Genomic DNA, 26,163 nt, shown 5'->3' with positions numbered 1-26,163 from the left:
GGCCGTCCTCAGTCCGATGCCGCGGTCGCCGTCGCCAGCGTCGTCGCCGCGGCCGCACTCCTCCCGATTCTCGCGGCCGGCGTCGCCGTCGGCGTCGGCACCCAGTTCCCGAAGTACGACGCCACCAGCGTCAGCCGGAACCGCGAAGTCGTCGTCCCCTCCATGTGGGCGTTCGCCATCTACACCCTCGCGTTCATGCTCACTGGGGGCATCGCCACCGGCTTCCAGACGCCCGGCATCGCCGAGTTCGTCGCGGACGCTCTCGGTGCCGCCACCGTTGTCGTCCACGTTGGGTCGCTGGTCGTCGGCCTGCTCCTCACTGGTGCGGCCGCCGTGCTCGCGGTCCGTGTCGCAGTCCGCGAGTTCGACAGCTACACCACTGACGGCGGCCTATAGCGGCCCGTCACTGGCGTCCAGGGCCCGCGCAGTCACCCCCGCCACGGCAGAGGTCGACCGTCGGAACCCACGCCTCCGTCTGCGACCGACGTTCGCCCCGTACTACTTAAAGATCCTAGGCAGGCCGGCAGAACGACAAACTCACCGCAGTCCAAACGCCGACGTATGACCGCCGCCCAGACCCCCCTGGCTCACCGGCAGACACGCCGACCACCGAGGTGGGACCAGTGACGGCGCCGATGCTCCCCGAAGCCGTCGCTCGCGTGCTCCCAGCCGGGCCGCTCGCCGAACCGCTCGGCGCGTTCGTCGCCGCGTTCCTCGTCGCGAACTTCGTCCTCGCGACCACCGCCGTCGCCGGCCCGTGGGCGAAACGCAAGATCGCAGCGGACTTCTGGGGGAAGATCGGTCCGAACCGAATCGGCCCGTACGGCATCCTCATCGTCGTCGCGGACGCCGTCCGCCTGCTTTCCAAGGAGAACATCATCCCCGAAGGCGTCGATCGCCCGGCGTTCGACCTCGCGCCACTCGTCATGGCGTCGACGGCGCTGCTCGGCTTCGCCGTCATCCCGATGGGGACGCTGTTCGGCGTCCGCATCCAGCTCGCCGACCCTGAAGCCGGGCTCGTGTTCGTGTTCGCGGTCGCGTCCATCGCCAGCGTCGGCATCCTCATGGCCGGCTACGCCTCGAACAACAAGTACAGTCTCCTCGGCGGCCTGCGCGCCGTCGCCCTCACAATCGCGTACGAGATCCCGCTGGTCGTCACCGCCGCCAGCGTCGTCCTGTTCGCCGGCACCCTGCAACTCGGCGGCATCGTCGACGCCCAGACCCAGCCGCTGCTGTCGGTCGCTGGCGTCACAATCCCCGCGTGGTACGCGTTCGTCAACCCCTTCGCGTTCGCCATCATGCTCGTCGCGAACCTCGCGGAAGTCGGCCGCAACCCCTTCGACCTCGCGGAAGCGCCCCAGGAGATCGTCGCCGGCATCATGACCGAGTACTCCTCGGTGTACTTCACGCTCATCTACCTCAGCGAGTTCGTCCACATCTTCCTCGGCGGCGCCGTCATCACCACGCTGTTCCTCGGCGGGCCGGCGGGCCCAATCCTGCCCGGGTTCGTCTGGTTCGTCGTGAAGATCTGGGCGGTGTTCCTGTTCACGCAGTGGATGCGCGCCACCATCCCCCGCGTGCGAGTCGACCAGCTACTCGGCATCGGCTGGAAGGGACTGCTCGTGCTCTCGTTCGTGAATTTGGTCGTGACTGCCGTCCTCGTCGGCCTGATCGCCGCATGAGGGAGAATCGACAGCTACGCTTCGGCTTCGTGCTCCGGAACGACCTCGATGTCGACGTCCCGGCGGTCGACGCCGATGCGCGCGAACTGCGTGCGAACGTGCTCGCGGGCCGCCTCAAGGGCCTGCTCGCGGGTGTCGAACCCGCGCGGCATCGGCGTCTCGAACGCCACGTTCACGTCCCGGTCCCCGACCGTCTGGGTGCTCCCGCCGCTCTCGACGGCGTAGAACTCGTCGCAGACCCAGACGTACGGCGCGGCCTCGTCGGGCGCCCCCTTGAACGACGGCGACTCCTCGCCGCGCTCGTACAGCGTCCCCGTCAAAGTCGTCCCCCCCGCCGAGCCGCGCACCAACAACATGCACGCGTCTACGCACGGGGTGACTATAAGCCCGCGGACCCGAACGCTACCGGACTGCGTCCACCAGATCCGCGCACACCGCGTCGGTCGTCGCCGCGACGTAGAGCCCCTCGGTCGGCCGGGCGACGGAGGCACCCGCCTCGGACGCCAGCAGTTCGCCGACGTGCTGCTCCTCGTCGTCCGGATAGAAACACACCATGCCGTCCAGACGACCGCGGGCGAGCGCGCCCCAGTGCACGCACGGCGACCACGACTCGACGACGCGCTTCGTCACGTCCCCGAGCGCCGCCTGCATCTCGGCGGCGACGTCGAGCCGCCCGTCGAGTTTCACGTCGTGTCCGATGACGAACGCGACCGTCGCCGTCTCGGTTGTGACGTCGGCGTCGGCGGACACCGTCTCGCCGTCGTACCGCACGCCCTCACCCCGCCGCGCCACGTAGAGGTCGTCGCTCACTGGCACGTACACACACCCGACGACCGGGCCGTCGTCGTCGAGTACGGCCGCCGCCGTCGCGAACGACGGCAGTCCCGACACGAAGTTGTTCGTGCCGTCCAGCGGGTCGACGATCCATCGATACTCGCCCTCGGCGGCGACGTCGCCGGACTCCTCGGCGTACACCGCGTGGTCGGGGTGGCTGCCCAGAATCACGTCCAGCATCCGGTCCTCGCTCGCACGGTCGGCGGCGGCCTTCACGTCGTGCGGGGAGAAGTCCGCGTCCACCTCGTCGCCGAAGCGCTCGCGGAGGTGGCGGCCGCCCGTCAGACACGCCCGAACCGCCGTGTTCTCGACTGTGGAGAGCATCTGTCGGAGTGCGACCGAGAAGCGTCTAAGGCGTTGCGGTTCGAGGGAAAGCGGTTAGTGGACGGCACGCCACCGGACGAGCATGAGCGACCTCGGGGACTTCGCGGACCACGACCGCGACGACGACGCGGACGCGGGCGAATCCAGCAGTCCCGACACCGACGACGGCTTCGACCGCCCCGACCTCGACGACACCGGCAGCGACGACGGCATCGGCGCGCTCGCCGTCTCCGAAGGCCTCCGCATCCACGAGGACGGCCAGGAGACCGCCCTGAAAGCGTACGTCACCGCAGCCAACCGGTCGGCCGTCCGCCTCGGCACGTACCTCGTCGCTCCGTATCCCGGCGGCGAGACGCTGTTCTGCAAGATCACCGGCCTCGAGTACGTCCAGGCGTTCCAGAGCGACGACGCGACGGAGATTCACGCGCGCCGGGCGATGCGCAGCGACGACGTCGACGAACAGGACTACAAGTTCCTCGCGGAACTGGACCCCGTCGCTGTCCTCTACAATGATGGCGGCGAACTCAAGCGCCGGATGCCGGACCGCGTCCCGAAGCCGGAGACGGTGGTTCGCCAGGCCGACGACGCCACCGAGATCAAGACCGGGCTGAAAATTCCGGAGGACGGCGTGTTCCTCGGCCACCTCTCGGTCGGCGGCGAGAAGGTTCGGACCGCCGCCGAGCCCCCGACCATCGACTACCGCGTGAAAGACGACTACGAGACCGGCGACCCGCTGGTGTTCCGGCACACGCTCGTCGCCGGCGGCACCGGCTCCGGGAAGACGCACTCCGCGAAGAACGTGCTCCGGCAGTACCTCCACGAGGACCGGCGCTACCCCGTCGACGCCGGTGGCGCCGAGCGCCGAATGGCCGTCGTCCAGTTCGACCCGCAGGACGAGTACGCCCAGATGCACGACGACAACCCGGACGCAGACGCCAGCGACGAGCGCCAGTGGGAGACCCAGGGGCTGGCGCACGGCGGCCACGACGACACCGTCGCGTTCGTCCCAAAGGTCGGGTCGGCGTCGTACGCCGCCGACCACCACAGCGCCGAACGCGTCGAGTTCACGGTGCCGTTCTCGATGGTCCGGTCGAACCCGTGGCTGGTCGCGTCCAGCGGCCTCAACGACAACCAGTACGGCGCGCTCACGCTCCTGCTGGACCGGTTCTTCGCGCAGTACGGGAACGGCGGCACGTACGAGGAGTTCTGCGGCTTCCTCGACGACCCGGCGCTCAAAGAGGAACTGGACGAGAACGGGCGCGTCCACGAAGCCACCTACGAGGCGGTGCTGCGGCGCGTCCACAACATGCCCTCTGGCCTGTTCGACCAGGACGCCCGCTCCATCACCGACCTCGTGGCGGACCGTCAGTTCGTGCGGCCGGGCCAGCTGTCGGTCGTCCCGACCTACCACATCAGCAACTCGCGGGCCGCCGAGACGGTGGTGCTCGCCGTCTCCAGCCTGCTGGTCGACCAGAAGCTCTCCAACGACCCGCGCTACGACGTCATCAAGGAGACGCCGCTGGTCGTCGGGATGGACGAGGCCCACAACTTCCTCGCGGACGCCGACAGCGTACAGGCGACGAAGGTCGTCGGGAAGTTCACGGAAGCCGCCAAGCAGGGCCGGAAGGAGCGCCTGGGGTTGTTCCTCATCACGCAGGACCCCCAGGACGTCGCCGACCCCGTGTTCAAGCAGATCAACACGACGGTGGTGTTGAACCTCGGCGACGAGGACGCCATCAACGCCGTGAACATTCCGTCGTCGCTACAGTCGAAAGTTCCCTACATGGAGAAGGGGCAGATGGTCGTCTATTCGCCGGACAACTCCGAGCCCGTGGAAATCCAGGGGCTGCCGACGTGCGTGACCCGACACGGCCGGGAGTGAGATGTCAACAGTCGGGAATCGCCCCCCCAGTATTTTTAGCTGCGGTGGTGAAGGTACACTCGATTCCATGACTAGTATTCTCCTCCCGATCGACGGGTCAGAGCAATCGAAGGACGCACTCGAGTACGCGCTCGAGCACTTCAAGGACGCCGACATCACCGCGATCAACGTCATCGACCCGATCGAGGCCGGATACACGTCGCAGGCGACGGTACCGGGGTACTCCGAGGAGTGGTTCGAGCAGGCCAAGGAGTCCGCGGAGCAACTGTTCGCGACGGCACAGGAGACGGCCGACGAGTACGACCACGAACTGGACACCGTAACCGAGGTCGGGCGCCCGAGCAGGACTATCGTCGACTACGCGGTGGAGAACGACATGGACCACATCGTGATGGGGAGCCACGGTCGGTCCGGCGTGACGCGCATTCTCCTCGGGAGCGTCGCCGAGAGCGTCGTGCGGCGCTCGCCGGTCCCGGTGACCATCGTCCGGTAGGGCTTGCAGGCGGCGGCCGCGGGAGACAGGCCGGTTCGCCGCGCTACCGCTTCGACCGGGCCTGTCCTGTTCTCACGTCACGCGACGGGTTGGTCCCGGTTTCCCACTTGAACCTTCGCGGCCGCCTACGAGGTACCACTACCGCAGCGAGACTACAACTCGGACGGAGGGGACGTACCCACGGGATGTTGCCACGGGCACTCTAGCACAACTCCTTTATCCTACCGAACGTTCGGTTTATAAGAGAGCTGAACGACCGCTCACGGGACCAGCCATGAACGACCACGCGTCTCACATACTGAACACGGATTCGATCGAACAGAAGTGGAGTGACGGTGAACGAGAGATCGTTCGGGCGACCTACCGCGTCATGGTAGAACACGGGTATTCGAACCTCTCGATCTCGAAGATAGCGGACGAACTCGGAAAGACGAAGGCGTCAGTGTACTATCACTACGACTCGAAAGAAGAACTGCTGGTCTCGTTTCTGGACTTCGTCGTCGACTGGTTCAAAAACGACATCGCAGAGGAGATCAGCGAGAGCCCAGAGACCGCCCTCAGTAACCTCGTCGAGAGCCTGATCCCCCTCGAGCTCGACGACGAGACGTTCCACGGGCAGGTCGTCCTCCTCGAACTGCGCTCACAGACGCGGCGCAGCGAGGAGTTCCGTGAGCGGTTTACCGAAATCAACGATCTGCTAGTCGGAATCGTTCGAGACATCATCGAGCGTGGCGTCGAAACGGGAGCGTTCCGGGACGTCGAGGCGCCGCGCGTCGCTGAACACATCGTCGCGACTGCCAACGGAGCGAGGATAGACCGTGTTACGACTGATCGTCCCGCCGCACCGGCCGCTGTTCGCGTCTCACTGTCGTCGTACATCGACTCCGAATTGCGGCAACACGACTGACAGGCCACCCGGACCTAGCGTCGTTCGAGGGTCGTCGGTCTACCAACTGGAGTGTTATTCCCGGGTAAACGGGAGTGGCCGATTATTGTGCCCCTGGAAGGGTTGGAAGTAATAGGTACTGATTTTACCGACCGTTCGGTAAGGGGACACATGGATTGGGAGTACACAACAGATGTCACGGTAGTCGGTTCGGGGGCGGGCGGGATGGTCAGTGCACTGTACGCCGACGACAACGGACTGGACTCGATTATTCTGGAGAAAACCGACACGTACGGCGGGTCCTCCGCACTGTCGGGCGGTGGCCTCTGGATTCCGGTGAACCACCACATGAAAGCCCAGGGGGTCCCCGATAGCGTCGAGAAAGCGCGGGTCTACCTACAGAATACGGTGGGTGATAGAACCCCACAGGAGAAGCAGGACGCGTACATCGAGCGCGCTCGGGAGATGGCGAAGTGGGTGGAGGACAACACCCGCGTCGAGTTCGCTCGGATGGACGGCTACTCGGACTACTACCCCGAGCGCCCGGGTGGCATGGCCCAGGGGCGAGGGCTCGAAGCGGAACCAATGGACGGCCGCAACCTCGGGGACGCCCGACACGGCATCAACGAGCCCGAGCAGGGGGTGCCCGGTCCGCTCTCGTTCACGTCGGGGGAGTTCCGCGACATCGGGCTCGTCATGACGACCCTCCGAGGGAAAATCACGGCGATGACGGTCGGCCTGCGGAGCGTCTTGAACCTCGTCCGTGGCGCGGACTCGCTCACGATGGGCGGGGCACTCATCGGCCGACTACGGTGGTCGCTGCAGGACAGGGGCGTCCCGCTGTGGCTGAATTCGCCGTTCGAGAGCTTCGTCGTCGAGGACGGCCGGGTCGTCGGCGTCGTCGCCGACACCGACCGCGACGGCCGCGTCAACATCCGAGCCAAGCACGGCGTAATCCTGGCCGCAGGCGGGTTCGCACACAACGAAGAACTGCGGGAGGAGTACCAGGAAAGTCCGATTACGACGGACTGGACGGTCGCAAACGAGGGCAACACGGGCGACACGATTGTCGCAGGGATGGAGGAGTTGGACGCTGCCGTGGACCTGATGGACGACGCGTGGTGGGGACCGGTGAGTCTGCCACCCGGCGGGGAACCGATGTTCCACGTCGCCGAACGGAACGAACCGGGCGCGATCATGGTCAACGGACAGGGTGACCGCTTCACGAACGAAGCCGCCTCGTACGTCGACGTCGGGCACGCGATGTACGAGCACCACACCGAAGACAACCCCCACATTCCGGCGCACTTCGTCATGGACCAGCGGTTCCGCAACAAGTACGTCTTCGAGACACTGATGCCCCGGCAGTCGTTCCCCTCGGAGTACGTCGAATCGGGGTACGTTACGAAGGCGAGCACGCTCTCGGAGCTCGCCACCAAGATCGGCGTGCCAGCCGAGCGCCTCGTCGACACCGTCGAGCAGTTCAACGAGTACGCGAGGCGGGGCGAAGACCCCGAGTATCACCGGGGGGACAGCGCGTACGACCGCTACTACGGGGACCCGAGCCACGAACCGAATCCCTGTCTCGGCACCATCGAGGAGGCGCCGTTCTTCGCTGTCGAGTTCTGGCCGGGCGACCTCGGCACGAAAGGCGGCCTCGTCACCGACGAGCGCTCCCGCGTCCTCCGGGAGGACGGCTCCTGGATCGAGGGGCTGTACGCCACCGGCAACAACTCGGCCTCTGTCATGGGACACACGTACCCGGGACCGGGCTCGACGCTCGGACCCACGACCACCTTCGGATACATCGCGGTGAAAGACATCCTCGAGACCGCGAGCGAACCGTCCGAGCGCTCCGACCGCCAGGTCGCGTGACGTCGGATCCGTCACGGTGACGCTCCGGGAGGGCGTCAATCGTCGGATGACGGAAGCCCCCGAACACGGGACGTCGGTTGCCCCGGGCGAACTCGCAGTCAGCCGGGACGACGAATCCGCGGGCTTGACCGGCGATTCGGCCGAGGACACTGTTTCGGCCGGTCTGCCGACGCGGAGAGTCGGTCGAAGTAACGCCGGTCAACGCGGGCGGGCCGGGTCTACTTGCGTCCTACCGGACCGCGATGAGGAATCTTGAAACCGTGGTTGAACCTACACCACGACGACGGACTAACTATGAGTCGTTCGCCAGACACCGAACAGCGGATCAGGGAAGCCGCGTTCCGCGCGCTCGTCGAACACGGGTACGCGGACCTCTCGATCAAGGACATCGGCGACGAGCTCGAACAGAACCCGTCGCTCATCTACCACTACTTCGACAGCAAGGACGACCTCCTGCTCTCGATGCTCGAGGAGTTCGTCGAACAGTTCGTGGACTGGCAGGCCGAACGAACGGCTCCGGACGCGGAGGCGGAGCTCCGCCAGTTCGTCAGCCAGATACTCCACCCCGACCCGAGTTCCGTCGAGGAGATGACGGCTGCGCTCCCCCACGACATCGAGACTGCGAACGCGCGGATGTTCGTGGAGCTGTGGGCGCACGCGACGTGGGATGGTGACTTCCGCCGGAAGACGACCGAGGTGGACGCCCGCTTGCAGGCGACGATCGCGGGAATCGTTCAGTCCGGCATCGGGTCTGGTCAGTTCCGCACGGTGGACGCCGAACTGACCGCGGACCACCTTCTGTTTCTCGTCAAGCAGGGACTGCACACTCGGGCGACGACGAACCGCGAGGACAGCGTCGAGCGGACGCAGGAACTCGTCGACGAGGTCATCGAGGACCTCTCAGCGACTGCGTGAGGCTACGGTTGTGGTCGAACTGGAAGCATCCAGTGCCGGGTGCGTAGGGGTCGCGTAGTCGGACCCGTCGAGTCGGTGCGCTGCACTCGTGGTCGTGGCTGCGGAGCACGCGGCGCTCCGACTCCGGAAATCGGGCGACAGCAGCCGAACGTCTCCGCTGGTGGATTGCCCGACGGGCGTGGCAAAGAACTATGTTAATTGAACGATCAATTAATACCCGGATACGTATGAACGGACTAAACGGTAAGACCGCGGTCGTCACCGGAGCAGGGTCGGGCATCGGACGTGCGTCCGCCCTGCGCTTCGCCGAGGAGGGAGCGAACGTCGTCGTCGCTGACGTCGTCGAGGAAACCGGACAGGAGACCGTCGACCTGATCGAGGACGCCGGGGGCGACGCAACGTTCGTCGAAGTCGACGTCTCCGACACCGAATCCGTCGAGCGGATGGTCGACGTCGCGGTCGACGTCTACGGCGGACTCGACTTCGCGCACAACAACGCCGGCATCCTGACCGGGTTCGCGGACGTGACAGACATCGACGAAGCGCAGTGGGACCAGCTCATCGACGTCAATCTGAAGGGCGTCTGGGCGTGCATGAAAGCCGAACTCCCCGTCATGGACGAACAAGGCAGCGGCGTCATCGTGAACACGGCCTCGGAGTCCGCGCTCGCCGGAATGGGCGGACTCTCCAGTTACTCCGCCAGCAAACACGGCGTCGTCGGCCTCACCAAATCTGTCGCCCTCGAGTACGCCACGCGAGGCGTCCGCGTCAACGCGATCGCCCCCGGGCCGACGAAGACGAACATCCAGGAGAACACTGCGGGCGGCAGCGCGGACCCGCGGTCACTGCCGTTCGACACGTCCGCGATGCGGGACGTCCCGATGGACCGGGTCGCCGAACCCGAGGAGATGGCTGGCGTCGTGGCGTTCCTCTGTTCGTCCGACGCCTCGTACATCACCGGACACACAGTCCCGGTCGACGGCGGACAGGCAGCAGACTGACTGCGTTCCGGACGACGGCGTCCGATGAACAGCGGAGAACCGACGCGTCGCTCTCTCAGCGGCCGATCGTGCCCTCACGGGTGACCGGGGCGTCGGGGTCGATGACGAACGCGACGACGGTCGAGTCCTCGGTCGCAGTGACGGGCACGTCGCCGTCGTCGGTCACGAGTGCGCTCTCGGTGTATCCGACGGCCGTCTCGCCGACGTCGACCGCGCCCTCGAAGACGTAGCAGTAGGTGTCCCAGCCTGGCCGAGACGGGAGCGTGGTCGCTGCGCCGGCGTCGAGCCTGCAGTCGGAGACGTGAACGTCGTTCCGGACTGACAGCGGAGCGTCGCACCCGTCGGGACCGAGCAGGTGCCGCCACTCGTTACGGACCTGGTCTGGAATCGGCTCGTGCTGGATGCCCGGCTCGAGGTCCAGGCTGTGCGGGCGGACGAAGATCTGGAGCATCCGCAGCGGCGGGTCGTCTGCGAGCGTCTCCTCGGCGTGCCAGAAGCCGCTCCCCGCGTTCATCACCAGCAGGTGCTCCGAGTCGGTGACCAGTTCGTTGCCCTGGCGGTCGTCGTGGCGCATCACGCCGTCGGGCACCCACGAGACGATCTCCTCGTTGCGGTGCTGGTGCATCCGGATGAGCGTCCCCGGGTCCATGAACGACTCCACGACGGTCGCGAGCGGGCCGTACCCGTGGTCGTCGTGGCCTGGGACGGCGCGGCCGGGGAAATTGAAGTGGATTCTGAACGTGCCCTGGTTCTGCGAGACGTCCGTCCGTGGCGCGGTGTAGATTCCCGACCCTGTCTGTGCCGAACCGGAGTCGTCCATTAGCTGCTCGTAGTCCCTCGGGCGCTATATGGGTTCTGTGCGCCGGTGTCCGAATTCGTCCGTTGGCGGCGGATGACTGGAGCGAATGTCGGGAACTGGTGGGTGTAGTCTTTTGGTGCCCGGCGTGGAATGGCTGCCCATGGCGGCGTCGACACAAACTGCAGTGAGACGGTCGAACGCCGAACGACCGGACAGTGAGTACGCGTTCGTCGCTGGGCTCTACGTGGCAGCCCTCGTTGCGCCCGCGGTAGTCCTCGCTCTGTCGCGGGTCGTCGCTGACGCCGCCGTTCTCTACGTCGGCTTGCTCGTCGCAGTGACGGGTGTTACCGCCGCCGCTGGCTGGGCCGTATCACGGACACCCGGGCTGGCGGTCAGCCTCGGCCGCCGCGACGCCGTCTGGGTGCTCGTCGTACTCCCGTTCAGTTGGCTCGGCGGCGCATTCGGTGCGGCTGCTCTCGGTGTCGAACCGCCCGACATCGCCGCTCCGCTCGCAGTACTCGGGACCGCGGGCGGGACGTTGCTCGGCATCGCACTGGTGGCGATGAGTCGAACGCGACACGCGAGCGCTGCGCTCGAAGACGCTGTGGAACTCGCTGAATGGGAGGCACGGTGGCCACGACGGTGGCGGGTGGTCGCTGGCGGCGTCGCCGTCGCGTCGTTCGCCGCCAGCATCATTGGACTCCTCGCCGCGCTCGTGGCCGACTTCGAGTGGGGGTGGCGGCTGTATTATCTGCTGTTCGTCGGTGTCGTCCTCGCGACCGTCGGGAACTCGAGGACGTTTCGCGTGACGGACGCCGGGCTGGTCGTCGAACACCCACTGCAGCGCCAGTTCCGCCCGTGGGCTGCGTACACGAGCTACGAACTGACCGACGAGGCGCTCGTGCTCCGGCCAGCGGCGTGGTGGCGTCCGGCACACCGATGCGACCGCGCCGACATCGCGGACGTCGACGCCGTGCGGTCTGCGCTGAACGAGACCGTTCCCGCCGAACGGGAACGCGTCTAGCGGTGACCGTCTCACCGAGCCGCCTGGTGCGTCTGCACGTCAGTCTCCAGCTTCGAGGGACAGCGGAGTGACGGGCGTCGGCGAGTCGGCGCCGATTCACGCTCCTGGTTCGTCCACGAAGACGCGTCAGGACCATTCGTGACCCGCTGAGCGATGCGCGCGGTGTCAAAGTATATCGGAGTCGCGTACGAATCTGGACTGGTTGGTCCCGATGACAGAACAGCCGGTCGAATGGCGGCTCGACGCTGCGAATTCCGTCAGCATCCGGACGGTCATGTATGCGTGGCTCGGGCTGCTCGGCGGTGGAATCCTGCTGGTGGTCGGTCTCCTGGCCTTCGTCGCAGCGAGCGCTGCGGTCGCCGGTTCGTACGGCGTGTTCGCGCTCGTGACGTTGTTGTTCCTCGTCGGTGGGCCGTTTTCGCTCCTGTATCTGTGGCCTGCAGTTCGGTCCGGGTCGTTCTCGCCGCTCTCTCAGTTCGTCCTCGACGTGGCCTCGGATCCGGAGGAACCGCTCGCCGAGCGCTACGCCGAAGCGTTCTCGTGGCGGGGAGTAATTGCGTCCATCGGCGTACACGCAGTCGGTATTCCCGCGCTCCTGTTCGTCGAACCCAGACTGCTGGGCGGCTACGTCGCCGTCTCGTTCGTGGAACTGGTGGTCGTGTCCGGATTCGTGACCTGGGGGCGGATCGACACCGCCGAACCGTCGTTTGAATACCGGAGCACGACGATTCCGCTTTCGGCGGTAAAACGGATACGCCGGTATCGGTTGGGTGACGTCGTCGTGTGCTGGCTCTCGTACGACTCCGGGGAGAAGACGATTACGACGCCGTCGTGGGTCGTGTTGACTCCGGAGGCGGCGAGCGCGTTTGACACCGCCCGCGCCGTTGCTGCGGAGACGCCATCGGACTCGGATCCGTCACGAAACGGGCCCAAAGTCGTCGCAGTGGGACTCGGTCTCGGGTTCGTGACGTTCGCCGGCTGGCTCTGGCTGTTCGCCGACCTGGACCCTGGAATGGCGCGCTACGTACTGGTGGTGTTTGGTGGACTCGGGCTGTTCTTCGTGTGGGTCGGCCTCGTGTACGCGTGAGTCCGGGGTTCGGACGCGCAGCCACGAGGAGTCGTCAAATCGCGCCGGGAACGATTCCGTGTGACTCGTCCGCGCACCGCGACCAGCGAGTGTCCCGATTGCGTCTTCGGTTCGTGGTTACGCTTCGAGTGGTTCGTTACATTCAATGAGCGTTCCGTCTGGGTCGCGGACGTGAACGGTCCGGATTCCCCACTCCGGGTGGTCCGTCGGTACCGCGACGAGTTCGACGTCGTTCCGTCGTAACTCCGCCGCCGTTTCGTCGACGTCCGCCACCCGGAGAACGACACAGACGCGGTCCCGACCGACACCGGACGGCGGCGTCTCGTCCAGTGCAGCGTCCATCTCCTCGCTCGCAAACAGGGCGAGCGTCACGTCGCCAGTGTCGAAGTCCGCATACCCACTGTCGGCGTCCCCGAACGTCGGCTCGAACCCGAGGCAGTCACGGTAAAACCGGAAACAAGCCGCGTACGCTTCGACGAGGAGCCGGACGTGTGTAATCGATGATCCGTCCATGCTTCGAGAGAGGGACCCCGAGCAACGTAAAGAGTCGCCAGCGAGTGAATGTAGCTCGCGGGGAGACCGCCGTATCTGCAGCCGGAACGCGATACGCTGGCTTCGACGGTAGATTGGAGGGCAACGATCGGTGGTGGCGGTGCCAGGGACGACCAGAGCGCGCCCTGCTCACGTAGCTCGTGGGAGTTCGACGACGAAGACGGTGCCCGTCGGGTCGTTGTCCTCGATCCACACGTCGCCCCCGTACTGATTGACCAGCGTGTGAACGAGATAGAGGCCGATCCCGGTTCCGGGACTGTCCAGACGCTTCTCTCCCTTTCCGAAAACTTCCTCCTTTTGCCCGTCGGGAATCCCGGGGCCGTTGTCGGCAATCCGGACCACTACGTCCTCGTCGCGTAACTCGCAGGAAACCTCGACAACCGGAGTGTCCTCGTCGTTGTGCTGGACGGCGTTGTTCAGCAGATTCCGGAAGACCGAACTGAGCATGCTGTTGGCGGCAACCTCGACGTCGGGGAGCGACTCACTGACCACGAACTCCGCGTCCGGGAAGGCCTCCTCGCGGAGCGAGAGTTCAGTTTCGAGGACAGCACAGATCGGCGTTGGCTCGATGGCGTGCTGTTCGTTGGCGACGACCGTCTCAGCGTAGTCGCGAGCGATTTCCGTCAACTCGACGACGTGCTCGCCGCTGGTGGTGATTTTGTCGAAGTACTCTCGGCCGTCGTCGTCGACGTGGTCCTCGAGGACCTCCGCCCAGCCGAGGATGATAGCCAGGTCGTTTCGAATGTCGTGGCGGACAATCCGGTTCAGCATCTCGAGTTCCTCCTCCCGGCGCTTTTGCTCCGTGATGTCCGTGGTGATGCCGACGACCTCGGACACCTCCCCCTCGCTATCCCTGATGAGCACCTGTCGAGTCAGTACCCATCGGATCGTTCCATCGGGTTGCACGACGCGCCCCTCGTACGAGCGGTCGCGGACCCCCTGGTCCGAGCCCTCGATATTGGCCCGTACTCGGTCGCGGTCGTCGGGGTGGATCGTGTCGAGCAGCCGACTGACGTCGTCTTTGACTTCCTCGGGCGGAATGCCCCAGATTCCCTCGAAGCCGTCGCTGATGTAGTCGAACGTGCCGGGCTCCGTTGCTGTCCAGAGCGCGACTCCGTCCAGTTGGTCGAACAGCGACCGGAAATCCCGCTGTTGACTAAGCAACGAATTACTCATGTCGCCTGCTACAGTCCCGGATGGTATAAATCTCGACTGCAACACCGACTGTCGAAGCATCCGGGCCCCGAGCGGACAGCAATACGCCAATACGTCCAGTCGTGGTCTGGTAGCGATCGCTCAACGCCGCCCAACTGACGACCAACTCGAGCGTCCCGTTCGCAGTCAGCTGGAATGTGAGGTCCCCCGCGTTCGTTTCAGATTCGCAACTACCGCAATGGACGGAACTCGGTGACCTGCTCAGCCCACGGATTGACGTTACTGGATAGTGCCAAATCCCCAATCACATAAATTAATTGGCTGTTTTGACGCCGGCCCCAAGTTCCACTCCCACTCCATTTCTCACCCGCGTCCGCGTTGCGAGCGATTCCGAATCGGATCACCTGCCAGTAGTGCGGGTTACAGACGGTGTACGGGGTCGGCGGAATACACGTCGTTCGAGGTGCCAGGTCTCTCGCGTAGTTCCGACAGGATCGATCCAGCCAGCCCCACCAGTCGTATCGGCGGGAGGCGCCGGTGCGAGAAGTCGGGTTAGAACGGAGTTACAGACCTCCTACAGCGTATTTTGCTCGACGAGACGGAGCGTGGATTCCTCAACTGTGAACTGCCGGGTTCGTGATTCCGGTGATCGGGAACGCGGACCCTGGTACCCAGGTAAAGTGAGATCCGCGAGCGATTATGCCAGAGCTCTCAGTTTCGTTGGTTGTATATAAAAAGTATGGTTCGGGAGGACCGTCCCGGATACACAGCCCTCTCGACTCAGGGATGCCTGCGCTTGCGCTCCAGTTCACCGGAGCCGGACTCACTCGCCGTGGCGACTGCTACAGCTGTCGGAGGCGCGCCGTGAGCGTTTCCTGCACCGCTTCGAGTTCCCCGCCGATGCGAAGGATCTGGTAGCCGTCGTCGATCGCCTCCTGGGCCTCCTCAGGGTCGTGCTTGATGCGACCGACCGGGACGTCGGCGTCGAGACAGGTCCGGCGGATGTCGTCGATCCGGTCGAGGACGGCCTGGTTGGAGCGGTCGTTCGGATACCCCATCTGGACGCTGAGGTCGGACGGGCCGATGAACGCGAACCCGAGGTCGGGAACTGCGAGGATGTCGTCGAGGCCGTCGACGGCAGTCGCCTTCTCGATCATGACGCCGATACAGACCTGTTCGTCCTCGGTGTTCACGTAGTCGGTCGCGTGCCCCCAGGTCGCCGAGCGACCGCTCGCCTTCCCCCGTTCGCCGGGGTCACCATCGTAGACGAAGCGCGTCGCTTCCACCGCCCTACGGACCTCCGCCGCGTCGTCGACGCGCGGAATCAGGAGGTTCCGGACGCCAGCGTCCAGGACTTTCCTGATGAGCGCGGGGTCACCCGAAGGGAGCCGGACGAGTAGCTCGGTGCCGCCGACTTCCGCGGCGCGCGTGAGTTCCTCGAAGACGGTGCTGTCGTACGGGCTCGGGCCGGTGTGTTCGAAGTCGAGCCACACGAAGTCGATGCCGAGTTCGCCGTAGAGTTCGACGACCGTTGGGGAGAACGTCGCCGACCGTGCACCGAGAACGACGCCGTCGCTCTCGATGGTCTCGCGGAACGCGTTGTGCTGGTCCATCTATCATCTACGGACGCGGCTTGCAGAATAATATATCTGTGGGGCCCGACGCAGTCGGGCGGTTTGTAGTTGTCACTCCCGGTGGGTCAACCTCCGGGTGACAGCGTGGAATCGTCAGTCTTCGTCGTCTTCGACCATCTGGAACCGGCGGCCGTCGGGGTCGCGGAAGTTCGTGATCGTGCGGCCCGTCTTCTCGACGTGGTACGGGTCGCTCACCTGGTCGACGTCCTGTTCTTTGAGTTCTTCAGTCGCGCCTTCGATGTCGGAGACCGCGAAGGCGATGTGGTTGATGCCGGGGACCTCCTCGCCCTCGACGCGGTGGATTTCGAAGATGGGGCCGTCGCCGTCGCCGGGTTCGAGTTCGTAGGACGTCCCGTGGTGTTCGGTCGTGCGGAGTTCCTCGTAGCCGAGCTTCTTGAGGAAGTCGGCCATCTCGTCGGCGTCGCTCGCCTCAATCTCTATGTGATCGATTTCGCTAAGCACGGCCGTACATCGACTCTCCAGCGTAAAATGCTTTTGCTCGTTACAATCCGTGTCCCGGGAGTCTGTCCTGGAGCGGACCGCTGTGACCGCGTGCCCGCGATCGAACCGAAACCGCAGCGAGTCAATACGGCTGCGGCCTCCCCCACTCCGGTGTCCTCGAGACCGAGCCCAGTGGGGGCGATGAGAACATTTATGGAAATTCCGGTGGGTTCTGAACCATGGAAGTCACCAACGGAGTCTACGTCTTCCAGTTCGACACGGAGTACTTCGGGAACGACCGCACATGGCACCCCACGGGGGTCGAAACCGACCGCGGCCTCCTCCTGTTCGACGTCGGCGGTCCAGGTGACGCCGACGCACTCGAAGCCGCGCTCGAAGCGGACGGGTTCGCCTACGACGACGTGGACAAGATCATCCTCACGCACCACGACTACGACCACCTGGGCTGCCTCGAAGCGGTCCACGACCGGGCGGACGCCGAGGTCGTCGCACACGAGCGTGCGGCCCCGTACGTGACCGCCGACGTCCGGATGCTGAAACGCCCCGAGGAGCCCTACGGCGGCGTCCCAGTGGACATCGAATTGACCGGCGGCGAGCGATTCCACACGCACGCCGGCCCGGTTCGCGCAATCTTCACGCCCGGACACGCCCCCGGCCACCTCGTGTACCACTTCGAGGACGCGAACGTGCTGGTCGCAGGTGACCTCCTGCGGGCGGACGGCGAGTTCCTCGGCGGCCCGAAGCGCTCCGTGACGCCGGACCTCGCGACCTCGCGGGACGCCATCGGCTCGCTCGTCGACCTCGACGTCGAGCAGATCGTGTGCTTTCACGGCGGCCCCATCGAAGCGACGGGCGACGACATCCAGCGCGTCTACGACGGCCTCCTCGAAGAGACCGTCAACTGAACGCGCGTCGGGCGCCGAGCGCGGCCCGGGCGGCGGGCACACTGCTGCGACCGAGGATTCTTCTCGAACCCGACGGCGTCGGACCGGAGACTGGTGTCGAGGGCGGCTGATTATTCGGTCGCCACCGGTGCGAGGTAGCGATCAGGGAGCGGGTCGCCTCGCCACAGCGTGGTGACGTTCTCGACGAGTCGGTCGATGAGTTCCCGCCTGCTCTGGAGCGTCATCGACGCGATGTGCGGCGTCAGGACGACGCTATCCATGTCGAGGAACGCGGAGTCGCTCCCGAGCGGCTCCGAGTGGTGGACGTCCAGGCCGGCGCCGGCGATGTCATCGTGCTCGAGCGCGCTCCGGAGCGCGGTCTCGTCGACGACGGGGCCGCGTGCGGTGTTGACGAGTATCGTGGACTGGTCCATCCGCTCGAATTCCGGGTCGCCGATGAGTCCGCGGGTTTCCGGCGTCAGCTCCGCGGTCACGCACACGAAGTCGCTGTCTGCGAGGAGTTCCCCCAGCGGGACGTTCCGGCCGCCGACGAGCTCCGCGTCTATCTCTGCCGTGTACGGGTCGTTGACGAGGACGTCAACGTCGAACCCGCCCAGCAGCGAGCCGACGCGCTTCCCGACGTTCCCGAACCCGACGATGCCGACGGTCGACCCCGACACGCGAGTGCCGAGCGTCATCTCGTCCCGCCAGCGGTCGGTTTCGATAAGACCGCGCGCCTCGGTCAGCCGCCGCGCCGTCGCGAGCAGCAGCGTCAGCGTGTGCTCCGCGACAGACAGCGCGTTCATCCCTGGCGTGTAGGTCACCTCGATGTCGCGCGCCCGCGCCGCCGCGACGTCGACGCTGTCCAGACCCGTCCCGAGCTTCCCGACGAGACCGAGGTCGGACGCGTCGATGACGCGCTCGCTCAGTGGCACGCGAGACGTGACCAGCGCCACGTCCACGCCGGCGAGGTCGCTGATTGCTGTCTCCTCTGTACTACCGATGCCGACCGACGCCTCCCACGCGTCCGGGAGCGAATCGAGTACCCGTTCGGTCGGCGTGATGTCCTGGTCGATTGCGATGTGAGTCATGTGGTGAATCGAAAATGGGGTGTTGCTAGTCGCGCCAGCGGAAGAAGTACGTCTCGAGTGGCTTCAGAATCCCGAACTCGATGATGAGGACGACGACGATGAACGGGATGAGGTACGCGAACACCATCACGAGCCGGCCCTGTTCGAAGTAGTACCGGAACATCGCCCCGATACCGGCGGAGAGTCCGAACACCTCCGCGAGGACGACCATCTTCCAGACCATCCCGAGGATGTACCGGTAGCTCCCGAACAGGTACGGCAGCAGGTGCGGGACGTAGATGTGACGCCAGACCATCGCCGCGCTCGCGTCGAACGCGTCCGCCATCGTCAGCAGGTTCACGTCGACGTCCTTCGCGCCCTCGTACATGTTCACCATCCCGAACGGCGTGGACGCGACGACGACGGCGAAGATGACTGCCACCTCGCTGAAGTTGAACCACACCATCGACAGGAGGATGATGACGACCGTCGGCGTCGTCATCCAGAACGGCAGCCAACTGCTCACCGAGTCCTCGACGAGGTCGTTCGTCGACATCAGGATGCCGCCAGTGATGGCGACGACGAGGCCGATGCTACTCGAGATGAACGCTCGCTCGAGCGTCAACTGGAGGTGGTAGAACGCGGTGTACCCGCGGAAGTCCTCCGTCGTGAGTACCTCGTACGTCTGCTCGAACGTCGCCGCCGGGTTCGGCAACTGGCTCGGGTCGTTCACGAGCACCGCCGCGACGTACCACGCGATCCCGATGACGACGAGCGGCACTCCGATCTGACGGGCGCGCTGCATGACGCGACTCGACACGTCGCCGAGACTGACCGGCATCCGCTCGCCGAACCTGTCGACGACACTGCCGTCCATCTCGGATGTCACGCTAGGCGTCACCCTCGTTCACGGTGCTCGCCGGCGAGTCGGCGGACTCCTCCTGCAACGACTCCATGTGATTGAAGAACTCGTCCATGAGGTCGGACTCGATCTGGAGCAGTTCGGCGTCGTCGGGGTTGCGCGGCCGCTGCAGGTCGATCGTGGTCTCGTTGAATATCTTCCCGTCCGTGTCAAGGAAGATGATCTCGTCGGACAGGTAGACCGCCTCGCTGATGTCGTGAGTGACGAACACGATCGTCTTCCCCGTCTCCTGCCAGAGGTCGATGAGGTCCTGTCGGAGGTTGCGGGCGGTGAGCTCGTCCAGGTCGCTGAACGGCTCGTCCATCAGGAGAATCTCGGGGTCGACGGCGAGCGCGCGTGCGATGCCGACGCGCTGGCGCATCCCGCCCGAGAGCCGGAGCGGGAACGTCTGCTTCTCGTCTGCGAGACCGACCGTCGTCAGGACGTCGTCGATGATCTCGTCGTGCTCGGCCTCGGGAATCTCCTGGGCGCGGAGTGCGAACTTGAGGTTGTCTTCGACGCTCCGCCAGTTCAAGAGGCGCGGCTCCTGGAAGACGTACGCGATGGGGAGGTTCTGCGGGTCGACGTCCGCGTCGCGCCACTCGATGCTGCCGGTTTGGAACGAGTGCAAGCCCGCGAGGATGTTCAACAGCGTCGACTTCCCGCAGCCCGACGGCCCCATGATACTCGTGAACGAGCCCTCTCGAACCGTTGCGCTGACGTCGTCGAGTACGACGAACTCGTCCCCGTTCTCTTCTTCGAAGGTCTTCGTGAGGTTGTGAATCTTGAGTTCCATCTGCGATCGATTAGGCCCTCCGGTCGACGGTGTCTTCGAGTTCCGGGCGCCACGCGAACGACCGGTCCTCGAGGCGCTTGAACAACCGTTCCACGCCGAACATCAGGAGCATGACCGGGACTGCCCACGCGATGATCATGTCGGAACGCAGCGTCTGGAAGTAGTAGCTGATGACGTACCCGACGCCTTCGGTCGCGCCGAACACTTCGGCGACGAGCGCGATCTTCCAGGACAGTGCGAACGCGAGGCGAGCCGAGGAGAACAGGAACGGCTGGAGGTGCGGAACGTGGATGTGCCGCCACTGCTCGAGGCGACCCGCGTCGAACGACGCCGCCATCTCCACGAGTTCCTGGTCGACGGACTCGGCACCCTTCCAGATGTTCACTGTCACGTACGGTGCGACGACGAGCGTGATGACGAGGACGTGCACGACGTACTGCGTGATGCCGAACCAGAGGATGCCCATGAACGCCCAGACGACGGCGGGGAACGTCATGATGGCCATCACCGGCGCGGTCGCGTAGTCCTCGACTGCCGTGTACAACCCCATGGAGATGCCGAGAACTGTCCCGATGACCATCGAGATGAGAAAGCCCATCGCGATGCGGACGAGCGTCGGCAGGACGTTGTCGAGGAACGCGAACTGGTCCTCGCTCGTGACGACGAGTACGATGTTGTCCGCGAGCTGCCCGAGGCCCGGGAACGTCGTCGCTTCGAACTGCAGCGAAACGACCTGCCAGAACGCGAGAAACAGCGCAATCGCTACCAGGCTCGGCGGGACGAGCCGGCCCCTTCGGCGGCGGGCAAGCCATTGTTTCGTCAAGGATTGTTGCGACATTGCTGTGTATCGGTCACGTCGCTCGCGTTCGGGTTAGTTGCTCCCGACATCGTCCATCGTGATGAACTGCTCGGCGGCCGGCGCGTTCTCGAGGCCGCCCTGTTCTTCGACCAGGTCGAACGTCTGGACGTTCATGTCGATCCAGCCGTCGTCCCATTCGGTCGGGAGCAGAGTCTCGTTGTTCACCATCTCGCGCACGACCTCGATTTCGCCATCCGAGGAGAGGTCGATGCCGCCGACCGCACCGTACTGGTTGATCGCCTGGTCGAACTCGTCGCGGAAGAGTTCGACGGCCTCGACCCAGCCCTCCCAGAAGTTCTGGACTGCTTCGGGGTTGTTCTCGAGGAAGTCGTCGTACACACCGAACAGCGTGACCGACGGCGGGTGCCCGTACTCTTCCTCCCAGTTCGGAACCGGGTTGAAGATGGACCGGAGGCCGTCGTTGGCGAGCGCCTTGATGGTAGACGACGTGAACAGGAGTGCGGCGTCGACTTCCTCGTTCTGGTCGAGGAAGTTGTACAGCGTCGACGTGGACGCGTCCACGATCTCTGCGGGGTCGTTGAGGAGGTCGAACCCGTAGAGGTCCGCCCACATCGCGATGTAGTACCTGGTCGTCGACGAACCGCGACCGGGGACACCGAGCGTCGCGCCTTCGAGGTCTGCGGGTTCTTCGATGTCCGAGCCCTCCGGCACGAAGCACTGGTTGATGAAGTTCAGCGTCTGCCCGAAGCACTTCACGGGCGTGTCACCCGCGAGGTTCGCGGCCAACGGGAGCGAGGAGAGCGGTGAGGCACCGGTGGCGAGTTCCTGGGAGAACGTCCGCGTGAACTTCCCGAATCCTGTGACCTCCATCGAGAGGTCGATGCCCCGGTCGGCCCAGATGTCCTGTTCGCGTCCGTAGAAGAAGACGGGAACGAACATCGAACCTTCGAGGTTCATCGTGTGGATCTCCACATTCTCACTGTCGCCGGAATCGTCGGAATCACCCCCACCGAGTATCGCGCAGCCTGCAAGACTAGTTACGCCGGCAGCTGCCCCGCCTGCGAGGACCTTGCGCCGACTCATGCCGTTGCCACTGGACTTCCGGTTGCTAAAGTCTCTCATGGAAACCCTGAGTCACCAATTCGTCTCCCCCCTGATAAATATGGTGGTAAATGAAAAATGGGCAGGAATTCCGGCCAGCGAGAACATCGTTCCGACACTGACCGAGGAAAAAATAGCATCTGTTGGAGGGACGCTAAACAGGAACCCGCCCACACAGGGAGACAACCCGGCAAAGAATAACAGCATTAATGCTGTTATCCTTTGTCGGGCCGTCGGGAATCCAGGAGCAGCGCACGCTCGTGCGCGACGGCAACGACCCACCGAGTTGCGGTCCCGAGCTGACAGCCCCGGACCAAGGAGAAAACGCCCTGCACGAGCTACTCGACGCCACAGTCGCAGCCGCCGTCCTCGAGGGCGTCCTGGATCGGCTGCTGGGTCGAACAGCGCCCGCAGATGACCTGCACGTCCACGAACACCTGCGGGTCCTCGAGGTGGAAGTCCTCCAGTTCGGCGAGCTGGTCCAGCTTGTTCTCCGCAATCGCACTCGTGCGGTTCCGCATCTGCGCAATCAGCCGTTTCGCCGACTCGCGAGGGTCACCCTCCTCGCTCTCGTACACCGTCCCGCGATACTCCTTCAGGTACGTCCGGATTGCCTGGTAGGACACGAAGTCCTCCTGGAGCGCCTCCACGTCCACGCCAGCCCGCTCCAGCCGACGCTTCACGCGCGTGCGTCCCCCCGAACTCACGTCCTCGCCCGTCAACAGTCGGTAGATGTTCGGCACCTCCCCCTCGAGGCTCTGGATGCCGACGCTCCGCATCCGGTGCTCCAGCAACCGCTCGTTGAAGTACGTCTCGAGCTCCCGCAGACTCATCCCGTCGCGACCGTCCGTCGTCCACCGGTGCTCTAGCTCCGCACCAAGCCCCTCGAATTCGTACTCGTCGAGGAGTCGCGCCACCTTGCTCCGGCGTCCAGCCGACGTCCCCGATTCGGAACCGTCGGTCATCGTTCCATCACACCCCAGTGTACTCCGGCCGTTGCAGCGACGACCGCCTTCCGGTGATTAGCGTCCATCCGTCACGACTACTCCTTGTCGCCCTCCGAGACGAACTGGAAGCGACGTCCGTCCGGGTCCCGGAAGTTCACGATCGTTCGGTCAGTCGGCTCCACGTAGTACGGGTTCGACACCTGCGAGACGTCCTCCTCCTCCAGCGTCTTCGTCGCCCCCTGGATGTCATCCACCTGGAACGCGAGGTGGTTGATGCCAGGGGTCTCCTCGCCTTTCACCGTGTGGATTTCGAAAACTGGCTTCTCCGCACCCGCCGGCTTCATCTCGTACGACGCGCCGTGGTGCTCTGTCTCCCGGTGTTCCTCGAACCCAAGTTTCTCGAAGAACGCCACCATCTCCTCGGCGTCACTGGCCTCGATCTCGATGTGATTGATGTCTTCAATCATGCATTGAGATGTGGGTACTCGACGCAAAACCTTTTCGCCAGACCGCTCGACAAACCTCGAACAGACAGTCCCACTGACGACCGAAGTCCGGGACTGCACCCGAGAATAGACAGTTACCGGATAATAAAACCAACATACTAGTATCCAGATAATAGGTACGCTGGACTGGCACCGATAAGTTGGAATCGTCGAACTGGGAGGAAACGCCCCGGAGACGGTGAATTAGTGGACCCTGACGAACGAGCGTCGTTCGTCGTCGCCGCACGAGAGGCCAGACATCAACCCCAGAGCGACCATAGCTCGAAGACTATCTCCCCGAAATCGTCGAGAAGCGGGCGATTTTCGGCGATTTCCGGGGCGACGTCGAGCGGAAGCGAACCCGCGTACGAATTCGGGAAGCAAAATCGGACCTGGAACGAGCAGTCGAAGAGATACCGGAGCAGAGGCCGCGTATCGGCACTCGTCGAACAGTTATCGGAGTACGCCCACGTTCTGCCGGGAGCGTCGTGATATGGACCGGGCCAGTCGTGGAATCGAGTGAACCATCCCCGGCCTCGACCGCAAGAGCGCCTACGCGTCCGTGACGAGGCAGATCTCCGCGAGAGACGTGCAGACTTCGAGTCCAGCGTCGGAGGGGGGAATCTGGCTATAATCGATATCATACCACTTTCATATACTGTATGTATTATTTATATACTGGGCGTCAGGCCCCGCCCGAGTGCCGTGCATTCGTGGGTGCATCACCTCAACGGTAACCGAGATAGGCCGCTCGGAAGCAGTGCAGGAGCACGGATGGAACACCAATTCCAGGGGGATCGAAGGTCGAATCGACTATTCGTCTGCGGATCAGGTGAACACCATCACGATCCACGAGGCCGGAGTTGCGGCTGTCGAGTATCGGGCTGGAGCGCCCCCTGAGCCTTTTGGTTCCGTCTCCGGCGACGGGGTTCGGATACTGGCCACCGGAGCAGTGACTGGATTCCTATGTGAACAGTGTCGGAGGTCGGGCGCCGCATCGGTGGTAACCCTTTGACCGAGTGGAACGAGAAGCGACACCGGAACCGCTTGTGAAGGCCAGTGTCCCGCTGCACGTGCAACTCTTATCACTTTTAGATACTGTATTGGCTATCGGACTGGTCCCGAGTCGCTCGTGCGTTCCACCGGACACAACTGGATCCGGAAAGCCGATCAAGAGACGACTTCGGGACGTGAGCCGGACCACGTTGCAGTTGACGAACCGATCGTCTGTCTCGACAGCCAGCAGTACTGGCTGTACGCTGCGTTCAGCCCTGTCGAAACCCTGTACCCCCACTTACTGCTAATTTCAATACAGAATCCGTGCGAACAAAATCGATTCTGGCGGCGCAAACCGAGGGTCACGACGTCGAAGACAATCCGTTTCTCGTCGATAGCGCACCGCGATCGCACGACCCATTGCACGAGCGCACCCGTCGCCCCCAGGTCGAATCCCACGGAAATCGGGGCTCGCCGAATATATCACCAAAAAGTTAGTTAGAAGAACCAACCAGATTTCTGACTATCACGAGCACGCCAATTCGGCGTCCGGCAAAACCGGGGTCCAGACGTTCACAGACACGCGGACTCAACTCCCGCGTAGAGCGGTGAGGCAGTACGGACCACGAGTGCGCTCCCGCGGGTTTGGCAGACAGCCGGCAGTGGCCGCCTCCGACAGGAACGGCTGCGTCTCAGAAGATATTCGCCTGCCGGTAGACGGAGATGCCCTGGTGGGTGATTTCGTAGGGTTTGGTTTCCCGGGAGTGGTTGGCGTCCCGGATCTTCTGGATTTCGACGGCGAGGCGGGTTTCCCGGAAGTCCTCTGGGCGGATGTACCGGAGGACGACGACGGCGTCCGTGAGGTATTCGATGATGCCGTAGCGGGACGCGAAGGAGTTGTCCTCGCTGGCTTCGCTGGTGACCATAGTGGTGACGCCGGCCTGTTTGAGGGATTTGGTGAAGTCGTAGATTTCGGTGCGGCGCGTGGACTGGTCGTCGTACATCATCTCGAGCAGCGACACCGAGTCCAGGACGAGCCGGCTGGCGCCGAACTCCTCGACGAGGCGCGGAAGTTCGTTGCGGATGCTGGTGAGCGAGTTCGCCATCTCGATCGGGTCGATGTCGATGACGGCGAGGTTGCCCTCCTCGGTGTGGCGGTCGAATTCCCAGCCCTTCTCGGTGGCACTCTGTACGACGCGTTCGCGGGATTCCTCGAGCGTGATGAAGACGGCGCGTTCGCCGTTCTCGATGGCCTCGTGGAGGAACTGGAGGCCGAACGTGGTCTTCCCGGTGCCGGCTTCGCCGATGGTGACAATGAGTGAGCGCTCGGGGACGCCGTCCTGGATCATCTCGTCGAGGCCTTCGATGCCGAAGTCGATGCGCGGGATGTCACTCTCGTACTCCTCGTCTTCCTCGAAGCCGCCGGGGCCACCGGCGCCGACGTCGGCGTCCAGGTCGAAGCCGAAGTCGTCTTCGCCGCCCGGCCCGCCACCGGGGCCACCACCCGGCATGCCGCCCTGGCCACCGCCGCCGAACGCGTCCGCGAAGTCGTCTCGAA

General features: G+C 64.5%; 25 protein-coding genes and 1 pseudogene. 11 read left to right on the top strand and 15 right to left on the bottom strand.

Features of this window, described 5'->3' with window-relative positions:
• Both GRX66_RS05380 and GRX66_RS05375 read left to right on the top strand, forming a co-directional pair.
• Positions 1-396: pseudogene (locus GRX66_RS05380) on the top strand (hypothetical protein); the annotation flags it as partial.
• A 239-nt stretch (positions 397-635) separates the two neighbouring features.
• On the top strand, positions 636-1,682 hold the full coding sequence (locus tag GRX66_RS05375; protein ID WP_159525620.1) for a complex I subunit 1/NuoH family protein: 1,047 nt from the start codon (positions 636-638) through the stop codon (positions 1,680-1,682).
• Positions 1,683-1,696: 14 nt separating this feature from the next.
• Here the strand turns inward: GRX66_RS05375 and GRX66_RS05370 are convergent, their stop codons facing one another.
• The gene (locus GRX66_RS05370) at positions 1,697-2,038 is read right to left on the bottom strand and encodes a DUF7113 family protein (protein WP_159525615.1); all 342 of its coding nucleotides are present in this window, start codon (positions 2,036-2,038) and stop codon (positions 1,697-1,699) included.
• 46 nt (positions 2,039-2,084) lie between these two features.
• Positions 2,085-2,840 carry an inositol monophosphatase family protein gene (locus GRX66_RS05365; RefSeq protein ID WP_159525614.1) on the bottom strand — a complete coding sequence of 252 codons (756 nt, stop codon included), beginning with the start codon at positions 2,838-2,840 and terminating at the stop codon, positions 2,085-2,087.
• 82 nt (positions 2,841-2,922) lie between these two features.
• Between GRX66_RS05365 and GRX66_RS05360 the strand changes: the two genes are divergently transcribed.
• The 6 genes from GRX66_RS05360 to GRX66_RS05335 all read left to right on the top strand — a co-directional run bounded on the left by GRX66_RS05360 (position 2,923) and on the right by GRX66_RS05335 (position 9,892).
• Positions 2,923-4,722 (top strand): ATP-binding protein, encoded by a 1,800-nt coding sequence (locus GRX66_RS05360; protein ID WP_159525613.1) that lies wholly within the window; start codon positions 2,923-2,925, stop codon positions 4,720-4,722.
• A gap of 67 nt (positions 4,723-4,789) precedes the next feature.
• On the top strand, positions 4,790-5,215 hold the full coding sequence (locus GRX66_RS05355) for a universal stress protein (RefSeq protein ID WP_159525612.1): 426 nt from the start codon (positions 4,790-4,792) through the stop codon (positions 5,213-5,215).
• A 274-nt stretch (positions 5,216-5,489) separates the two neighbouring features.
• Positions 5,490-6,122 (top strand): TetR/AcrR family transcriptional regulator, encoded by a 633-nt coding sequence (locus GRX66_RS05350; RefSeq protein ID WP_201292929.1) that lies wholly within the window; start codon positions 5,490-5,492, stop codon positions 6,120-6,122.
• Positions 6,123-6,272: 150 nt separating this feature from the next.
• On the top strand, positions 6,273-7,976 hold the full coding sequence (locus tag GRX66_RS05345; protein WP_159525611.1) for an FAD-binding protein: 1,704 nt from the start codon (positions 6,273-6,275) through the stop codon (positions 7,974-7,976).
• A 294-nt stretch (positions 7,977-8,270) separates the two neighbouring features.
• The gene (locus GRX66_RS05340) at positions 8,271-8,891 is read left to right on the top strand and encodes a TetR/AcrR family transcriptional regulator (RefSeq protein ID WP_159525610.1); all 621 of its coding nucleotides are present in this window, start codon (positions 8,271-8,273) and stop codon (positions 8,889-8,891) included.
• Positions 8,892-9,118: 227 nt separating this feature from the next.
• Positions 9,119-9,892 carry an SDR family NAD(P)-dependent oxidoreductase gene (locus tag GRX66_RS05335; RefSeq protein ID WP_159525609.1) on the top strand — a complete coding sequence of 258 codons (774 nt, stop codon included), beginning with the start codon at positions 9,119-9,121 and terminating at the stop codon, positions 9,890-9,892.
• A 55-nt stretch (positions 9,893-9,947) separates the two neighbouring features.
• Here the strand turns inward: GRX66_RS05335 and GRX66_RS05330 are convergent, their stop codons facing one another.
• On the bottom strand, positions 9,948-10,712 hold the full coding sequence (locus tag GRX66_RS05330) for a pirin family protein (RefSeq protein ID WP_159525608.1): 765 nt from the start codon (positions 10,710-10,712) through the stop codon (positions 9,948-9,950).
• Between the two features lie 139 nt (positions 10,713-10,851).
• Here GRX66_RS05330 and GRX66_RS05325 point away from each other — a divergent pair, with 139 nt between their 5' ends.
• Together GRX66_RS05325 and GRX66_RS05320 are read left to right on the top strand one after the other, a co-directional pair.
• Positions 10,852-11,715 carry a hypothetical protein gene (locus GRX66_RS05325; RefSeq protein ID WP_233745330.1) on the top strand — a complete coding sequence of 288 codons (864 nt, stop codon included), beginning with the start codon at positions 10,852-10,854 and terminating at the stop codon, positions 11,713-11,715.
• A 211-nt stretch (positions 11,716-11,926) separates the two neighbouring features.
• Complete coding sequence (locus GRX66_RS05320) at positions 11,927-12,802, top strand: hypothetical protein (RefSeq protein ID WP_159525607.1); 876 nt, start codon at positions 11,927-11,929, stop codon at positions 12,800-12,802.
• Positions 12,803-12,919: 117 nt separating this feature from the next.
• Here the strand turns inward: GRX66_RS05320 and GRX66_RS05315 are convergent, their stop codons facing one another.
• The 4 genes from GRX66_RS05315 to GRX66_RS05300 all read right to left on the bottom strand — a co-directional run bounded on the left by GRX66_RS05315 (position 12,920) and on the right by GRX66_RS05300 (position 16,605).
• The gene (locus tag GRX66_RS05315) at positions 12,920-13,315 is read right to left on the bottom strand and encodes a VOC family protein (RefSeq protein WP_159525606.1); all 396 of its coding nucleotides are present in this window, start codon (positions 13,313-13,315) and stop codon (positions 12,920-12,922) included.
• Between the two features lie 168 nt (positions 13,316-13,483).
• Positions 13,484-14,530 (bottom strand): PAS domain-containing sensor histidine kinase, encoded by a 1,047-nt coding sequence (locus GRX66_RS05310; RefSeq protein ID WP_159525605.1) that lies wholly within the window; start codon positions 14,528-14,530, stop codon positions 13,484-13,486.
• Between the two features lie 821 nt (positions 14,531-15,351).
• Entirely contained in the window at positions 15,352-16,122 is a 771-nt protein-coding gene (locus tag GRX66_RS05305; RefSeq protein ID WP_159525604.1) for an HpcH/HpaI aldolase family protein, read from the bottom strand.
• A gap of 114 nt (positions 16,123-16,236) precedes the next feature.
• On the bottom strand, positions 16,237-16,605 hold the full coding sequence (locus GRX66_RS05300) for a VOC family protein (RefSeq protein ID WP_325063970.1): 369 nt from the start codon (positions 16,603-16,605) through the stop codon (positions 16,237-16,239).
• A 218-nt stretch (positions 16,606-16,823) separates the two neighbouring features.
• Between GRX66_RS05300 and GRX66_RS05295 the strand changes: the two genes are divergently transcribed.
• A complete protein-coding gene (locus tag GRX66_RS05295; RefSeq protein WP_159525603.1) occupies positions 16,824-17,510 on the top strand; it encodes an MBL fold metallo-hydrolase in 687 nt (228 codons plus the stop codon).
• A gap of 110 nt (positions 17,511-17,620) precedes the next feature.
• Here GRX66_RS05295 and GRX66_RS05290 read toward each other — a convergent pair whose 3' ends face one another.
• From GRX66_RS05290 to GRX66_RS05255, 8 genes are all read right to left on the bottom strand, one after another.
• Positions 17,621-18,580 carry an NAD(P)-dependent oxidoreductase gene (locus tag GRX66_RS05290; RefSeq protein ID WP_159525602.1) on the bottom strand — a complete coding sequence of 320 codons (960 nt, stop codon included), beginning with the start codon at positions 18,578-18,580 and terminating at the stop codon, positions 17,621-17,623.
• A 25-nt stretch (positions 18,581-18,605) separates the two neighbouring features.
• Positions 18,606-19,448 carry an ABC transporter permease gene (locus tag GRX66_RS19845; protein ID WP_159525601.1) on the bottom strand — a complete coding sequence of 281 codons (843 nt, stop codon included), beginning with the start codon at positions 19,446-19,448 and terminating at the stop codon, positions 18,606-18,608.
• A gap of 1 nt (position 19,449) precedes the next feature.
• Positions 19,450-20,256 carry an ABC transporter ATP-binding protein gene (locus tag GRX66_RS05280; RefSeq protein WP_159525600.1) on the bottom strand — a complete coding sequence of 269 codons (807 nt, stop codon included), beginning with the start codon at positions 20,254-20,256 and terminating at the stop codon, positions 19,450-19,452.
• A 10-nt stretch (positions 20,257-20,266) separates the two neighbouring features.
• Positions 20,267-21,094, bottom strand: a complete 828-nt coding sequence (locus GRX66_RS05275) for an ABC transporter permease (protein WP_159525599.1) — start codon at positions 21,092-21,094, stop codon at positions 20,267-20,269.
• 33 nt (positions 21,095-21,127) lie between these two features.
• A complete protein-coding gene (locus tag GRX66_RS05270; protein ID WP_159525598.1) occupies positions 21,128-22,033 on the bottom strand; it encodes an ABC transporter substrate-binding protein in 906 nt (301 codons plus the stop codon).
• Positions 22,034-22,515: 482 nt separating this feature from the next.
• Entirely contained in the window at positions 22,516-23,142 is a 627-nt protein-coding gene (gene rdfA / locus GRX66_RS05265; protein WP_159525597.1) for a rod-determining factor RdfA, read from the bottom strand.
• 77 nt (positions 23,143-23,219) lie between these two features.
• A complete protein-coding gene (locus tag GRX66_RS05260; protein ID WP_159525596.1) occupies positions 23,220-23,591 on the bottom strand; it encodes a VOC family protein in 372 nt (123 codons plus the stop codon).
• Positions 23,592-25,297: 1,706 nt separating this feature from the next.
• Positions 25,298-26,163: KaiC domain-containing protein (locus GRX66_RS05255; RefSeq protein ID WP_233745329.1), on the bottom strand; the 866-nt coding region annotated here is incomplete at its 5' end.

It is taken from the genome of Halobacterium bonnevillei (assembly GCF_009831555.1).
GTDB classification, from domain to species: Archaea; Halobacteriota; Halobacteria; order Halobacteriales; family Halobacteriaceae; genus Halobacterium; species Halobacterium bonnevillei.
The sequence above is the reverse complement of the archived record's forward strand: the minus strand, read 5'-3'. Positions and strand labels throughout refer to the sequence as shown.